The organism is Xanthomonas hydrangeae, from assembly GCF_032697525.1.
In the GTDB taxonomy this organism is placed as follows: Bacteria; Pseudomonadota; Gammaproteobacteria; order Xanthomonadales; family Xanthomonadaceae; genus Xanthomonas; species Xanthomonas hydrangeae.
The window spans coordinates 2,447,126-2,461,740 of record NZ_CP103836.1 but is presented as its reverse complement, the minus strand read 5'-3'; the positions used below and the strand labels follow the sequence as shown (position 1 = coordinate 2,461,740).

Annotated in this window: 11 protein-coding genes; 6 read left to right on the top strand and 5 right to left on the bottom strand. The window is 65.1% G+C overall.

Annotated features, from left to right (window positions below; genetic code table 11):
- Positions 1 to 28 precede the first annotated feature (28 nt).
- The 5 genes from NYR97_RS10135 to NYR97_RS10115 all read left to right on the top strand — a co-directional run bounded on the left by NYR97_RS10135 (position 29) and on the right by NYR97_RS10115 (position 7,666).
- Positions 29 to 3,043 (top strand): TonB-dependent receptor, encoded by a 3,015-nt coding sequence (locus NYR97_RS10135; protein WP_316697803.1) that lies wholly within the window; start codon positions 29 to 31, stop codon positions 3,041 to 3,043.
- A gap of 180 nt (positions 3,044 to 3,223) precedes the next feature.
- The gene (locus tag NYR97_RS10130; RefSeq protein ID WP_205394968.1) at positions 3,224 to 3,925 is read left to right on the top strand and encodes a SapC family protein; all 702 of its coding nucleotides are present in this window, start codon (positions 3,224 to 3,226) and stop codon (positions 3,923 to 3,925) included.
- On the top strand, positions 3,915 to 4,928 hold the full coding sequence (locus tag NYR97_RS10125; protein WP_316697802.1) for a cupin-like domain-containing protein: 1,014 nt from the start codon (positions 3,915 to 3,917) through the stop codon (positions 4,926 to 4,928). The genes NYR97_RS10130 and NYR97_RS10125 overlap by 11 nt, the downstream gene beginning before the upstream one ends.
- 12 nt (positions 4,929 to 4,940) lie before the next feature.
- Complete coding sequence (locus tag NYR97_RS10120; protein WP_316697801.1) at positions 4,941 to 6,506, top strand: tryptophan halogenase family protein; 1,566 nt, start codon at positions 4,941 to 4,943, stop codon at positions 6,504 to 6,506.
- 140 nt (positions 6,507 to 6,646) lie between these two features.
- Complete coding sequence (locus NYR97_RS10115; protein WP_316697800.1) at positions 6,647 to 7,666, top strand: energy transducer TonB; 1,020 nt, start codon at positions 6,647 to 6,649, stop codon at positions 7,664 to 7,666.
- 441 nt (positions 7,667 to 8,107) lie between these two features.
- Here NYR97_RS10115 and NYR97_RS10110 read toward each other — a convergent pair whose 3' ends face one another.
- The 5 genes from NYR97_RS10110 to NYR97_RS10090 are packed head-to-tail and all read right to left on the bottom strand — an operon-like array spanning position 8,108 to position 12,513.
- A complete protein-coding gene (locus NYR97_RS10110) occupies positions 8,108 to 9,301 on the bottom strand; it encodes an ABC transporter permease (protein ID WP_205392855.1) in 1,194 nt (397 codons plus the stop codon).
- Positions 9,298 to 10,044, bottom strand: coding sequence for an ABC transporter ATP-binding protein (locus NYR97_RS10105; RefSeq protein WP_205392856.1), 747 nt, complete (start codon positions 10,042 to 10,044; stop codon positions 9,298 to 9,300). The genes NYR97_RS10110 and NYR97_RS10105 overlap by 4 nt, the downstream gene beginning before the upstream one ends.
- 31 nt (positions 10,045 to 10,075) lie before the next feature.
- Complete coding sequence (locus NYR97_RS10100; protein ID WP_316697798.1) at positions 10,076 to 11,668, bottom strand: alpha/beta hydrolase; 1,593 nt, start codon at positions 11,666 to 11,668, stop codon at positions 10,076 to 10,078.
- Positions 11,669 to 11,728: 60 nt separating this feature from the next.
- On the bottom strand, positions 11,729 to 11,929 hold the full coding sequence (locus NYR97_RS10095; protein WP_205392858.1) for a helix-turn-helix transcriptional regulator: 201 nt from the start codon (positions 11,927 to 11,929) through the stop codon (positions 11,729 to 11,731).
- Positions 11,926 to 12,513, bottom strand: a complete 588-nt coding sequence (locus tag NYR97_RS10090; protein ID WP_316697797.1) for a hypothetical protein — start codon at positions 12,511 to 12,513, stop codon at positions 11,926 to 11,928. Before NYR97_RS10090 ends, NYR97_RS10095 begins: the two co-directional genes overlap by 4 nt.
- 331 nt (positions 12,514 to 12,844) lie before the next feature.
- Between NYR97_RS10090 and NYR97_RS10085 the strand changes: the two genes are divergently transcribed.
- A complete protein-coding gene (locus tag NYR97_RS10085) occupies positions 12,845 to 14,416 on the top strand; it encodes a GH39 family glycosyl hydrolase (protein WP_316697796.1) in 1,572 nt (523 codons plus the stop codon).
- Positions 14,417 to 14,615 lie beyond the last annotated feature (199 nt).

The following is a 14,615-nucleotide window of genomic DNA, read 5'->3' as shown; positions in this document are numbered from 1 at the left end:
CTTTTTTTCGCTTGGGGAAGAAATCATCGTGAGAGAGCTCCGCACCCTGCCGCGCACACGGCGCTTGACGTCTGCCTTGTTGTTCGCATTGTCGACGCCGCTGGCCGCGCAAACCGCGCCGGCGCCGCAGTCGGCCTCGACCGTCCCCGGCTCCAGCCAGGCCGACCCCGCCACGCTCGATACCGTGCAGGTCAGCGGTATTCGCGGCAGCCTCACTTCGTCGATGAACGTCAAGCGCGATGCGCAAGGCATCGTCGACGGCATCGTGGCCGAGGACATCGGCAAGTTCCCCGATACCAACCTGGCCGAGTCGCTGCAGCGCATCAGCGGCGTGTCGATCGACCGCTCGCTGGGCGAAGGCTCGCGCGTGACCGTGCGTGGCGTCGGCCCGGACTTCAACCTGGTGCTGTTGAACGGCCGGCAGATGCCGGGCGCCAGCATCGAAGAATCCAACGCCTCCAACTCGCGCGCGTTCGACTTCGCCAACCTGGCGTCCGAGTCGATCTCCGGCATCGAGGTGTTCAAGACCAGCCGCGCCAGCACGCCCACCGGCGGCATCGGTGCCACCATCAACATCAAGACCGCCCGGCCGCTGGACAACCCGGGCATGCATGCCAATGTCGGTCTGAAGGGCGTGCACGATGCGTCCAACGAGAACCTGCCCGGCCGCCTGCAGGGCGATGCGCTGACCCCGGAAATCTCGGGCATCTTCAGCAACACCTCGGCCGACGGGCGCTTTGGCGTGTCGCTGAGCGGCAGCTACCAGGAGCGCGACTTCGGCTACAGCCAGGTCGGCGTGCCCAATGGCTGGCGTTCGTTCCGCGGCGATTCCACCGCCTACGGCACCATCCCGCAGCCGGGTGCGCCGGGCTCGGAGAACATCGTCAACCGCCCCGGCCCGAACGACATCTACTCGGTGCCGCAGAACCTCAACTACCGTGTGGTCGGCGTCGAACGCCAGCGCACCAACGGGCAGCTGGTGCTGCAGTACAAGCCGCTGGACAACATCACCACCACGCTGGATTACACGTACTCGGAAAACAAGATCCAGCAGCAGCGCAACGAGATGTCGGTGTGGTTCAACTACGGCCCCTCGGCCAGCGCCTGGACCAACGGTCCGGTGGCAGGTCCGATCACCTACTCGGAATTCGTCAACCCGGCCACCAGCGATCTGGCCACCGCCGGCTCCAACGCGGCCACGCGCAACCAGAACAAGTCGCTGGGCTTCAACGTGGATTGGGCGGTGAACGACCAGTTCAAGCTCAACTTCGACATCCACCGCTCCACCGCCGAAGCCGGTGCGGACAGCCCGTACGGCTCGAGCAATTCGCTGGGCGTCTCGGGCTTTTACCGCGGCACCTCGGTGGTGGATTTCAGCAAGGATTTCCCGGTGTTGCAGCAGCAGTTGGGCTTCGGCCTGAACGGCCTGGATCCTTCGCGCACGCTGGTCACCGGCTCGGCATTCCGCAACAGCTACATGAAGTCGGAGATCGACCAGGCCCAGGTCAACGGCGACTTCACCTTCGAAAATTATTCGCAGTTGAAGTTCGGTATCGGCAGCACCGAGGTCAAGAACCGCTCGGCGTTCTCCAACGTGCAGCGCGATACCTGGGGCGGCAACGGCACCGCGGCCGATTATCCGGACGATCTATGGATTCCGAGCTCGTTCGCGCAGTATTTCGATGCGATCGACGGCAGCGGCAATCCGGCGCAGTTCGACCAGTTGTTCCTGTTCGACTTCGAGCGCGCCCGTCAGGCGGCCGCGCAAGCGGCGGGCGATGACGCGCTGTACCGCATCTCGCCGGTGTTCACCACCGACCGCCGCGTCACCGAAAAATCCAAGAACGCCTACCTGCAGTGGAACAACAGCTGGGACGAGTTGCGCGTGCCGATCAGCCTGGCCGCCGGTGTACGTTACGAAGAAACCAAGGTGGACGCGCAGGCGCTAGTGCCGGTGGCGGTGGGCATCGACTGGGTCGCCAACAACGAGTTGCCGATCCGCCTGGCCGATTCGGCGTTCGCCAGCGGCAGCGGCAAGTACGAATACTGGCTGCCCAGCCTGGACCTGAGCTTCAAGCTCACCGAAGACCTGGTGCTGCGCGGCAGCTACGGCGAAACCATCGGCCGGCCCGGTTGGGGCGACATCCAGGGCGGGCAGACGCTCAACCAGATCGCGCGGCTGGAAGGCGGCACCGGCCAGGAGGGCAACCCCGGCCTCAAGCCGCTGCTCTCGCACAACATCGATTTCTCGCTGGAGTGGTACTACAGCGATGCCAGCTACGCCTCGGTGGGCTTCTTCCGCAAGAACATCGACAACTACATCGGCGTGACCACGCGCAACGACACATCGCTGGGATTGAACACCCCGGTGGGCGGTGCGTACTGGAACGAAGCGCTGGGCAACGGCTGCGCCTCGGCCGACCTGACCTGTATCCGCAACTACATCTTCCGCAACCGCGGCGGCGCGCCCGGCGTGGTGCGCGGAGCCGACGATGCCAACGGCAACGCTACCGGCGTGATCAGCGGGCAGCCGGGCGACCCGGTGGCCAACTTCGCCATCACCGCGCCGGCCAACCAGCGCTCGGCCTCGCTGGATGGCTGGGAGTTCAACCTGCAGCACATGTTCGGCGACAGCGGCTTCGGCGTGTCGGCCAACTACACCATGGTCGACTCCGGGCTGACCTACAACAACGCAGTGATCGGCGAGCAATTCGCGCTGGAAGGCTTAAGCGATTCGGCCAACGTGGTGGGCTTCTACGACCGGGACAAGTGGCAGGTGCGTGCGGCCTACAACTGGCGCGACGAATTCCTGGCCGCGCGTTTCGACGGCAGCGGCCAGCCCAATCCGGTCTATACCGAAGCCTACGGCCAGCTGGATCTGAGCATCGGCTACCAATGGACCGAGAACCTGTCGTTGAGCCTGGAGGCGATCAACCTCACCGACGAGGTGCAGCGTCAGCATGGCCGTCACCCGAACCAGATCGTCTATGCCACCCAGACCGGCCCGCGCTACATGTTGGGCGTGCGCTACAAGTTCTGGTGAGGCCGCGCGTTGGTCATGCAGTGATGCGTTTTTAAGCGCTCCCGGCAGCGAGTCTGCCGGAGCGTCTCGCACGACGCTCTACCTTGCGTTTCCCGGATGTGTTGCATCCGGGACTTGCCACGCCGAAGCAACTGTCCAAGCATGGGCCACGCGCCCCCGCGTGATGTGTCACTTTCCCCCATGACCAATGCCGTGTTGTTGAACAATCTCGATCACCGCGATCTGCGCGTGATCACCACGCACGGCGCCGCCTTCGGCGATGACGTGATGTCGGCTGCGACGTTTCCGCAGGAATTTCGCCAGCTGCAGGCGCAGTACCCGATCGTGTTCCATCGCAGTGGCGAGCGCAGTTTTCAGCCGCTGGCGTTGCTGGGCCTGCGCCTGGGCGAAAACCTGTTTCTGGACGGTGCACGCTGGGATGCGCCGTACGTGCCGCTGGCGATTCAGCGCCAACCATTCCTGATCGGCGAGCAAGCGGACGGACCGATGGTGCACGTGGATCTGGACAGCCCGCGCATCAGCCGCACCGACGGCGAGCTGCTGTTTCGCGAACACGGCGGCACCACCGAGTTTCTCGACCGCATCAGCCAGGTGTTGCGCACCTTGCATGATGGCTTGGCGGCGAGCGAGGCATTCGTCGCACGCTTGCTCAGCTACGATCTGCTGGAACCGTTCGTGTTCGAGGCCACGCTGGAAAACGGACTGGAATGCCGCCTGGCAGGGCTCTACGCAGTGCACGAAGAACGCCTGCGCGCGCTCGACGATGCGGCGTTGCTCGAGTTGCACCGGCACGGCGATCTGGAACCGCTGTACATGGCGGTGGCCTCGATCGCGCAGTTCCGCCACCTGCTCGACCGCATGCAGCGCCGCCATGCTGGCTGAGCCGCGCGCCATCGAAGAATTGCACGGACTGGACCCGCAACAGCTGGACCCGGCCGTGCTGCGCTCGACAACGCCGTTGGTATTGCGCGGGCTGGTCCGCGACTGGCCATTGGCGCAGGCCGGCGCCACCTCTGCACACGCGGCGGCCGCGTATCTGCGCGGTTTCGATCGCGGCGAGGCGGTGGTGGCGCAGGTCGGTCCGCCGGACATCGGTGGGCGCTTCTTCTACAACGCGGACATGAGCGGCTTCAATTTTCGCCCCGAACGCGTGCCGCTGAGCGTGGTGCTGGAGACCTTGCTGCGCGATCTGCACAACCCGCAACCACCGGCGATCTATGTCGGTTCCACCACGCTGGACACCTACCTGCCGGGCCTGCGCGCGCACAACCCGATCGCCCTGCCCCAGGCGCAGCCGCTGGCCAGCATCTGGATCGGCAACCGCACCCGCATCGCCGCCCACCAGGATCTGCCCGACAACCTGGCCTGCGTGGTCGCCGGGCGCCGCCGCTTCACCCTGTTTCCGCCCACGCAATTGGCCAATCTCTACATTGGCCCGCTCGACCTGACGCCGGCCGGGCAGCCGGTCAGCCTGGTCGATATCGCCGCGCCGGATCTGCAGCGCTTTCCACGCTATGCGCAGGCGCTGGAACACGCGTTGGTGGCCGAGCTGGAACCGGGCGATGCGTTGTTCATTCCCAGCATGTGGTGGCATCACATCCAAGCGCTGGAGTCCTTCAACGTGCTGGTGAATTTCTGGTGGCGGCAGAGCCCGGCCTATATGGATTCGCCGATGAACGCGCTGATGCTGGCGCTGCTCACCATCCGCGACCTGCCAGCCGAGCAACGCGCGATCTGGCAGGACGTATTCGAGCATTATGTGTTCGATGCCGATGCGGACACCGCCGCACACATGCCGGAGTCTGCGCGCGGCGTACTGGCGCCGATGGACGAGACCCGTGCCCGCAGCCTGCGCGCGCGATTGCTGCAACGCCTGAATCGCTGAGGACCACTCGCCATGCCCGACACCCCGTCTTCCGACCCACAACAGCGCCCGGTGCGCCGCGTCGTCATCGCCGGTGGCGGTACCGCCGGCTGGATGGCCGCTGCGGCCTTGTCGAAAGTGCTGGGCCGGCAATTGCAGATCACCGTGGTGGAATCGGACGAGATCGGCACGGTGGGCGTAGGCGAAGCCACCATCCCAAGCCTGGTCACCTTCCACCGCCTGCTGGAGATCGACGAGGCCGCGTTCATGGCCGCCACGCAAGCCACCATCAAGCTGGGCATCGGCTTCGAGCATTGGCGCGATGTGGACCGGCACTACATCCATTCCTTCGGCCACACCGGCACCGATCACTGGAGCGCGGGCTTCCAGCATTTCTGGTTGAAGGGCCGGCAGCGCGGTGTGGCGCGCGACTTCGGCGACTACTGTCTTGAGCTGCGCGCCGCGCAGGAAGGCCGCTTTGCGCATCTGCCCAATGGCGGCATGAATTACGCCTATCACCTGGATGCCGGCCTGTATGCGCGCTTCCTGCGCCGCTTCAGCGAAGGCTTCGGCGTGCAACGTATCGAAGGGCGCATCGGTCACGTGGAGACCGACGCGCACAGCGGTTATCTCACTGCACTGGTGCTGGACGACGGCACGCGGGTGGAAGGCGATCTGTTCCTGGATTGCACCGGCTTTGCCGGCCTGTTGATCGGCAAGACGCTGGGCGTAGGCGCGGACGATTGGTCGCACTGGTTATTTGCCGACAGCGCGCTGGCGGTGCAGACCGAATCGGTCGGCGCACCGGTGCCCTACACCCGCTCGCGCGCCGATCAGGCCGGCTGGATGTGGCGCATTCCGTTGCAGCATCGGGTGGGCAACGGCATCGTGTATTCCAGCCGCTACATGGACCAGGACGGCGCCGCGCAGGTCTTGCAGCGCAATCTCACTGGCCGCGCGCTCACCGAGCCACGCGCGTTGCGTTTCACACCGAACCAGCGGCATCGGGTGTGGGAAAAGAACTGCGTGGCGCTGGGCCTGGCCAGCGGGTTTCTGGAGCCGTTGGAATCGACCAACATCCATCTGATCCAGCGCGGCATCATCCGGCTGATGCAGACCTTTCCGCAGGTCATCAACGATGTCGACATCGCCGAATACAACCGCCAGGCCGCCGCCGAAATCACCCATATCCGCGATTTCGTGATCCTGCATTACCACGCCACCGACCGCCGCGACACGCCGTTCTGGCGCGACTGCGCAGCGATGGAGATCCCCGATACGCTGCGGCACCGGGTGGAGTTGTTCCGCCAGAGCGGACGGGTGTTTCATCAGGCCAACGAACTGTTTGCCGAGAACTCCTGGGTGCAGGTGCTGCTGGGCCAAGGCATCACGCCGCAGCAGCACCACCCGGTGGCCGACCTGATGGGCGACGCCGAACTCGGTCATTTTCTTGAGAACATCCGCACGCGGGTCGATGCGGCATTGGTACGGCTGCCCGCGCATGCGGACTTTCTGCGGCGCTACTGCCCCGCTCCGCCATTGCCCGAGCCGGCCACGCGGCTGCCTGCCACTCCGGTGCTCGCCACCCCAGCGGCATGACATTGCGCCCGGCCTCGGCGCAACCCTTGGCTTAGACCGCCCCAGCAATGCTAGATTGCGGCTTTGCCGTCCATTGCGGGAACAGTGGCCGGCGCTCGCCGCAGCAACGTTATCTATCGCACTCGGGGTAAGGGGGACGCATGTTGGATCTGACACAGGGCCGTATGGCACGCCGGATCGCGCCGGTCATTTTGCTGGTTGGCCTGGCCGCTTGCTCCAAGCAGGAAGACAAGGCCGCCACCACCGCGCCGGCCACCGGCGCCACGCCTGCGGCACCAGCCGCCGCGCCCACGCCAGCCACTGCGGTATCGCCGCAGGTGCAGTCGATGGCCGCCGACCAGCTGCGCGCATCGGCCACCAAGGCGCTGCAGGACAACCGCATGTACGCCCCGGCCGGCGACAACGCGGTGGAGTACTACCTGGCACTGCGCGAGAAGCAGCCGCAGGACGCCACCGTCAACAGCGCGCTGACCGACCTGCTGCCGTACACGCTGATCGCCGCCGAACAGGGCATCAGCCGCGAAGAATTCCCCGAAGCGCAGCGCCTGATCGCGCTGATCGAAAAGGTCGACCCCAAGGCACCAGCACTGCCGCGCCTGAAGACCGGCCTGGAAGCGGGCATGAAGACCGCCGCCAACCGCTCCGAGCAGGATGCCGAGCAGGCCAAGAAGCTGGTCGAAGACAAGGCCAAGCAGGCCGCCGAACAGAAGCGCCTGGCCGAGCAGCAGACCCGCGAAGCCGCCGCTGCGCAGCAGATCGCCGCGCAACAGGAGGCCGCGCGTCAGCAGAGCGCCGAGGCCGAACGCCAGGCGGCCGCGCGCCGTCAGGCCGAGACCCCGGCACCGACCCCGGCCGCCACGCGCCCGGCACCGGCTGCAGCGCCCGCCGCTGCTGCACCGAGCGCGCAGTCGCTGCGCCCGATCAGCACCCCGGCACCGCGCTATCCCCCCGAAGCGCTGCGTGCCGGCACCTCCGGCGAAGTGCTGGTGGAACTCACCGTCGGCACCGACGGCTCGATCACCGCCTCGCGCGTGCTGCGTGCCAATCCGCCACGCGTGTTCGACCGCGAAGCGCTCAATGCGGTCAAGCGCTGGCGCTTCGAACCGGTGGCTGCGCCGGTGACGACGCGGCGCACGCTGTCGTTTAACCCGGGTGGTTGAGTGGGGCGTTGGGCGATCGAGTAGTTCTGCATGCGGCTGAGTGAGCCCGTTGGTTGCTTGATTGCTTGGTCGTTGATTGGTTGATTGGCTCATGGCTCATGGCTCATGGCTCATGGCTGCCGATGATCGATGCACTGCACTCCCGGCGAATGTCGGGCACCAAACAAAAAGCCCGCAGCGATGCGGGCTTTTTGTTTCCTGGTGATCCGTGCCCTCATCCGCCCTTCGGGCACCTTCTCCCGAGGGGAGAAGGATTAAAGCCCCTCTCCCGTCGGGAGAGGGGTTGGGGTGAGGGTACGGCGGCGAAGTGGACATCACGAACTTGATAGACAACAGCCACGTTGCACACAAATATCAACAATCGTAGCTGCGCATTCGCACCAGCAACCCGTACCCTCATCCGGCGCTGCGCGCCACCTTCTGCCGGTGGGAGAAGGAACATCACCCGGAAATCGCCAACCGTTCCTGGTGATACCGCCGCACCGCCGCGTACCACAACACCGCCGCTACACCGAAGCCAGCCAGCAGATACACCGCCCAGGTCTGCGCATTGATCTGCTCATGGCGTATCACCTTCAACAGCATCTGGTTCTGCGCCAGAAACGGCACCGCGAAGTGCCACAACTGCGTCTTCAGCGGATACGCCATCAGCGCATAGCCCGGCAGCATCGGCAGCAGCAACAGCCAGGTCATGTGCGCCTGCGCTTCCTTCATGCTCTTGGCGGCAGCGGCCAGATAGGTCAGCAGCGAGGTACCGACGAACAACATCGGGACCAGGATGAAGAGCATCTGCAACATCGGCAAAAAACCGACATTGAGCTGGCGCCCCAGGTTCGAGGTGGACAACTGCGCACTTAGCTTGAACGCCAGCAGCGTGAGCAACAACGACACCATGCCGATCACGCAGGCGGCGGCGATCTTGCCACTGACAATCGCGCTACGTGGCGCCGGCGTGGCCAGCAACGGCTCCAGCGACTGGCGTTCGCGCTCGCCGGCGGTGGCATCCAGAATCAACGAGGCCCCGCCCAGGAACGAGGTGATCACCAGCAGCACCGGCAGCAGCATCGCCATCATCTGCCCGCGCTTGGCGTCGGCAGTGGCCAGGTCCTGGGCTGCGATTTCCAGCGGCCTGCCCACCTGCGCATCGATACCGCGCGCCAGCAAACGCAAAGCCCCGACCTGCTGGCTATAGGCGCTGAGCGCGGCCTGCAGCCGCATGCTCGGCACGTCGGCCTCGCGCCGCGTGCTGTCCTTGATGACCTCCACCAAGGCCGGGCGGCCGGCGCGCCAGTCCTCGGCGTAGCCGTCACTGATGCGCAGCGCCACATCCACCTCCTGGGTGCGGATTGCGGCGGTCAGATCGGCTGGTGCGGCGACCGCGTTGAGCCCTTGCGCGGCTAGAAAACGCACCAGATTGGGCGCGTTCTCGCGACCGAGCGTGGGGATCTCCAGCGGCTTGTCGATCTGCGTGCGCACGCGGCTTTCGCTCAGTGCGCCCATGCCCAGAATCAGGATCGGGTACAGCAATGGCGACAGCAGCAAGGCCAATGCCAGCGTGCGGCGATCGCGGCCGATATCGCGTAACTCCTTGCGCAGTACCGTCCACAGGGTGGACAACAACGATGTGGTGCTCATGCGTGCAGTCCCTCGTCCGAGCCGATCGCCTTGACGAAGGCATCTTCCAGATTGTCTTCACCGGTGGCAGCGCGCAGTTCGTCGGCGCTGCCGCAGGCCACCACCGTGCCCTTGGCGACGATGACGATGCGATCGCACAGCGCCGCCACCTCCTGCATGATGTGGCTGGAAAAAATCACGCAGCGCCCCTCTGCACGCAATTGCTGCAGAAATCCGCGCATCGCGCGCGTGGTCATCACGTCCAGGCCGTTTGTGGGCTCGTCGAGAATCACGTTGCGCGGGTCGTGCACCAGCGCGCGTGCAATCGCGGTCTTGGTGCGCTGGCCCTGGCTGAAGCCTTCGGTCTGACGATCGAGAATGTCGTCCATGTCCAACGCCGCCGAGAGCAGCCGCGTGCGCTCGGCGATGCGCGTGCGCGACAGGCCGTGCAGCTCACCGAAGTAGGCGATGTTTTCGCGCGCGGTCAGCCGCTTGTACACGCCACGCGCATCCGGCAACACCCCGAGTGCGCGGCGCACGGTCACCGGATCGCGGGCGGCATCCACGCCATCGACGGTCACGCTGCCCTGGTCGGGCGACATCAGCGTGTAGAGCATGCGCAAGGTGGTGGTCTTGCCGGCACCGTTGGGGCCGAGCAGGCCGGTGATCTGGCCATCGGCGGCGCTGAAACTGACCCCGTCGACCGCCTTCACCAGGCCGGTCTTGGTCTTGAACGATTTGTGCAGGTTGTCGACGACGATCATGCGTGCGCCTCCGTGGCGTGGTCGGTGCGGCTCATGGTTCCCATCCGTTGAACGAGGTAAACGCAGGCACGGTGTTGAGATCGGCAACGCAGCGCGCATCCAGTGCACCGGCATTGGCGGTTTCGATGAACTGCGCCATCAGCTTGGGGATGCACCCCAGTGCCATGACGCTGTGTCCCTGGCCGGGTGCAACCAGATGCCGCCCATTGGGCAGCCCCTTGAGCACGGTGTCGGCGTAGCGTGGCGGCGTGACCGGATCCAGCTGACCGGACAACAGCAAGGCCGGCACCTGCGAACGCAGCGGCGCGGTGAAATCGGCGGCACGCTTGCCGCTGGGCCACACCGGGCATGCGGCAAACACGCTGCGCGGAACATCCTCGCCCAGCAGCAATGCCTGGTGCGCGGGCACCGGACGATAGCGGTCGGCATCTTCGGCGCACACCACCGACCATTGCATGGGCTGGTTGATCTGCATGTCCATGTGCGACAACGCCATCAACGGCGCGTAGCGACCTGCAGCGGCTTCATCCAGCACCAGCGGCAGCAGGGCAGCACTCTGCGGTGCGTAGGAGAAGGTAAAGGCCAGACCGATCACCGCGTCAGCAGTTACCCGATCGCGCTTGATGGCGTTGGTGCGCAGATCGCGGTACTCCACTTCCGGCGATTCGGTCTTCAACCGGTCCATGACGGTACGCAGCTGCGTGCGCACATCGGTGGGAAAGCGCGCGCGACAGGCCGCAATGGCACGGCATTGTTCGGACTGCAGCATCAGAGCGTCTTCAAACGTGCGTGCGAACTCACCGCTGATCACCAGATCGCTGGGCGCAACCCCATCGAGCACGATAGCGCGCGTTTGTGCGGGATAGCGTTTGGCATAGTGCTGCGCCACGCGCGTGCCGTAAGACACTCCCACCAGGTCGATGCGTGGCGCACCCAGGGCAGCTCTGACGGCATCCAGATCGCCGATGGCTTCGGCAGTGGTGTAGTACCGCGGGTCGGTATGGCGTTGCAAGCCTTCGGCACATTGCTGCGCATAGGCCTTCAATTCTTCCGGACTGGACGCCATGCCCGCCTGCAACGGCTTGCCATCGGCGGTCTCGCACCGCATGGGGTGAGATCCCCCGGTGCCGCGTTGATCGACCAGAAAAATGTCGCGGTTCTTGCGCACTTCGCGCAACGCAGCGGCCGCGATGGCGGCAGCTTCGGTCGCCGATTGCCCCGGCCCACCGGCGATGAAGAACACCGGATCCGGCTTGTTGCCTGCGCCGGCATCGCTTTCCAGCCAGGCAATCTTCAGGTCGATCCTGCGCCCTGTCGGTGCGGCCGGGTTTTCCGGCACGCGCAGGCTTGCGCACTGCGCTTCGATGTTGCCGGCCGCGCTGCCGGAACTCAGCGTGCACGGGACGAATTGCAGCGTGCCGTAGCGATTGGCTGCGGCCGTGCCGGTCTGCGTGGTTGCTGCACGTGGCTGCGCGCTGCCGGGTGCAGTTGCGCCAGCCTTGGTTGCAGCAGGCGCATCTTTCGCAGGCGTGTTTTCAGCAGGTTTGCCTGCACGCTGACATCCGGCAGCCAGCATCGCGATCAGCAATGCCGCCACCACTGTGGGTTGCTTCACCATGTCCACCATCTCTCCTGGTATTCCCTATCCCCTGACACCGCAGCCGGTCGGGTGTGACCGCTGCGACTACTGCCCGTCTTCATAAAGAAAGACGTGCTCGATCGATTCCCCGAACAAGCGCGCGATGCGAAACGCCAACGGCAGACTGGGATCGTACTTGCCGGTCTCCAGCGCATTGATGGTCTGCCGCGACACGCCCAACCGCTCGGCCAGCTCGCCTTGCGACCAGCCACTGGCCTCGCGCAGTTCGCGCACACGACTATTCATTGAAACCGTCGTGCGTTGATGCTTTTGGTGACGCCGTAAATTCCGCACAACAGCGGAAACACCCACAGCATCGCCACCGTTGCGGGGATGTCGATCAGCTCGGCAGCCTGCAGGAATCCACCGGTCATGTACGCGCCGCTGACCAGGCCGGCGGCAATGGCGATCGACTCCAGTTCGATCCGTCGCTGCATCTCGTCCGAGTCGCGCACGTAGCGCGCCACCGCGCGGATCACCAACGCCACCAACACTGCGGGCAACAACGCAATCAGCACGCGCGCCCAGTTCGGATCCACGTGGGCCAGCAGGTATTTCCAGACCAGCATCACCACCACGTACAACATCATCGGCACGCCGAATTCGCGCTGATAGCGCCGCGCCAATGCGGGGCGCGTGCTGTCGCGCATGCTGCCGCGTGACAGCCACAGCAGCAGCGACAGCAACAGGCATGACACGCCCACACCCGCACTCAGCCCGGCAAGGTAAGCACCCAGCGGCAGCAGCTGCCAATACCCGAGTGCACCTACAGCGAGCAGGCCCGCGCCCAGACCGAGCGCTATCAGCGCGTTGCGATTGCAGGCGGTCATGCGCCGTGCCTCGCGGATATTGATGCACGCAGTGGCAGGCCACCGCTCCCCACTCCGACATCGCCACGCATCAACGGCTGCGCCGACCACGCCGGTATGCATTGCAGTTGCCGATGCTGCTGACGCATTCCCTTCACCTGTCAAGTCAACTTGACAGGCACGATGCGCCTGGCGCGGCCAGCTGTCAAGCACCCTTTACATATTCGATCGCGTGCGATTCCTCCCCATCGCGACTCGAAGATCGCAGGAGGAAGACGCAAGCGCCCGAGGTGCGTAGCGCGGGATCCGAGCTGGGTTACGCTCTCCTGATCGAACCTCGGCAGGAGCGCCAATGCGTCTGAAGATCTTGTTGGCAATCGCACTGAGTGGCTGCGTGGCGACCTCTGCCGTGGCACAAGAGGTGGTGCCTGCACCTCGCACGATCCAGGTGGATCTGGCTGCCGCCGGCAAACCGGTCGACCACTTCTACGACCTGTCGATCGGCTCGGACTTTCCCGGCACCTTGATCCGCAGCGACGCTCAGGCACACCTGGTTCCGGCCGTACAGGAGCTGGGGTTTCGCTACATCCGCTTCCACGACGTGTTCCATGACGTGCTCGGCACCGTCAAGGAGGTGGACGGCAAACTGGTGTACGACTGGACCAGGCTGGACCAGCTCTACGACGCGCTGCTGGCCAAGCGCATCCGTCCGTTTGTGGAATTGGGCTTTACGCCCAACGCGATGAAGACCTCCGAGCAGACGCTCTTCTACTGGAAGGGCAACACCTCGCATCCGGACCCGGCCAAGTGGACGCAGCTGATCGATGCGTACGTGCGTCATATCCGCGCGCGCTACGGTGCCGACGAGGTGCGGCAGTGGTATTTCGAGGTGTGGAACGAGCCCAACCTCAAGGATTTCTGGGAAAACGCCGACCAGCAGGCCTACTTCGCGCTGTACGCGAACACCGCTCGCACGATCAAGGCGATCGATCCGCAGCTGCGTGTTGGTGGCCCTTCCACCGCCGGGGCGGACTGGGTGCCAGAACTGCTGGCCTATGTTGCCAAGAACAAACTGCCGATCGACTTCGTCACCACGCATACCTATGGCGTGGACGGCGGCTTTCTCGATGAAGACGGCAAGCAGGACACCAAGTTGTCCGCATCGCCGGATGCCATCGTTGGCGATGTGCGCCGGGTGCGCGCGCAGATCCAGGCCTCGCCGTTTCCGGATCTGCCGCTGTATTTCACCGAGTGGAGCAGCAGCTACACGCCGCGCGATTTCGTCCACGACAGTTACATCAGCGCGCCCTACATCCTGACCAAGCTCAAACAGGTGCAAGGCCTGGTGCAGGGCATGAGCTACTGGACCTACACCGATCTGTTCGAAGAACCCGGCCCGCCGCCCACGCCGTTCCACGGTGGCTTCGGGCTGATGAATCGCGAGGGCATCCGCAAGCCGGCCTGGTTTGCCTACAAGTACTTGAACGTACTCAAGGGCCGCGACATTCCGCTGCGTGATGCGCACGCGTTTGCGGCGGTGGATGGCAAACGCATCGCGGCGTTGGCATGGGATTGGCAGCAACCGGTGCAGGCGGTGAGCAATACCCCGTTCTATACCAGGCAGGTGCCCAGCACCGACAGCGCGCCGGTGCTGTTCCGGCTGACGCAGGTGCCGGCCGGCACATACCGGCTGCAGGTGCACAAGACCGGCTACCGGCGCAACGACCCGCTGTCGCTGTACCTCGACATGGGCATGCCCAAGGAGCTGGCACCGCGTCAGCTGGTGCAGCTGCAGCAGGCCACGCGCGATACGCCCGAACAGGACCGGCGCGTGCGTGTGGGCGCCGATGGCGTGGTGGAGATCCGCGTCCCGATGCGCAGCAACGATGTGGTGCTGATGACGTTGGAGCCGGCAGCGCGCTGACAGCCCGCGGCAGCACGCGTTTGTCACGGTCGAGCGCCTGCTCGACCACGGCGCGCATCGTTGATGGTGCATCGGTGCGCGGACCCGAATGAGCGCGTGGCGCTACGATTCCAACGCACCGCACGCCTATCGTCGATGGCAGCGTGAGCGGTGTGGATTGGCCGCTCTGCTCGACGCGACACCACCAACACCAGCGCCG